The sequence below is a fragment of the Catalinimonas locisalis genome, from assembly GCF_038039535.1.
Lineage (GTDB): Bacteria > Bacteroidota > Bacteroidia > Cytophagales > Cyclobacteriaceae > Catalinimonas.
The window spans coordinates 187,499-188,381 of record NZ_JBBPHP010000007.1; the positions used below are offsets into that span (position 1 = coordinate 187,499).

At 41.4% G+C, this 883-nt stretch carries 1 protein-coding gene; it reads right to left on the reverse strand.

Going from position 1 to position 883, the window contains the following annotated elements; genetic code table 11:
• Nucleotides 1–883, reverse strand: an 883-nt coding sequence (locus tag WJR50_RS11915; RefSeq protein WP_341293502.1) for a hypothetical protein, incomplete at both ends; no start/stop codon positions are given.

Sequence of the window (883 nt, forward strand, 5' to 3'; positions counted from 1 at the left end):
ATTTCTAGTGTAGTTATCTCCATCCTGGACAATGAGGGTTAGTTCTGTGATATCATGGTCAGGATCAGAAACTTCCAGGTCATCCAGTTCAATGGTATAGGAGTTATCTTCATCAATAGTGATATCCTCCTGCCCGGAGATCACCGGTACAGCATTTTGTCGCTCAAAGATTTCAATATTAAACGAAGTAGCGCTTGAATTCTGATTCTCTCCATTTTCAGGACCATCATCAGTAAGTGTCACTTCCATCGTAGAAGTGCCTATACTATTTTCTGAAGGAGTGAAAGTGAGTGTGCCGGTTTCTTCATCTATAATAGGTAGAATGGAGAAAAGGCTTGGGTTTTCTGCACTCACAGTAAATGCCAATATTTGCGACGCTTCATCAGTGGCAGTTTCCGGTCCGGGAGCAATATTATTTGCAAAATTGGCAAAGCTCTGTGGTCCACTGGCTGCTTCAACATTTATATTGTTTTGAGCAAGACTGAATATTGGTTGATCATTAACAGCGTTTACTCTGAAAGTGAAATTTTCCTCATGTATGCTACCCTGATTATTGGCAGTGACAGTAAATTCCTGTTCTCCGTTCTGATCGGCCACTGCTTCAAACGCATAAATGCCTTCATCATTATTGGCTGTCAAAGTAGCAAAAGCAATACTTGAGGGAGCAATAGAATACGTTACTCCCTCTATATTTTCTTCCGGCTGTGCGCTTACCGTGATTTCCTGATCAAAGTCCTCGTCCACTATGATATTATCAACAATTTGAAACGCCTCGTCTACTAGGTCAAAGAAAGGTGTTTGAGTTTGCACTTCACTGACATTGACAACAAAGGAAGTAGAAGCCGTTTGCTGTTGCTCATCTTCAGCGGTAAGGGTGATGTTA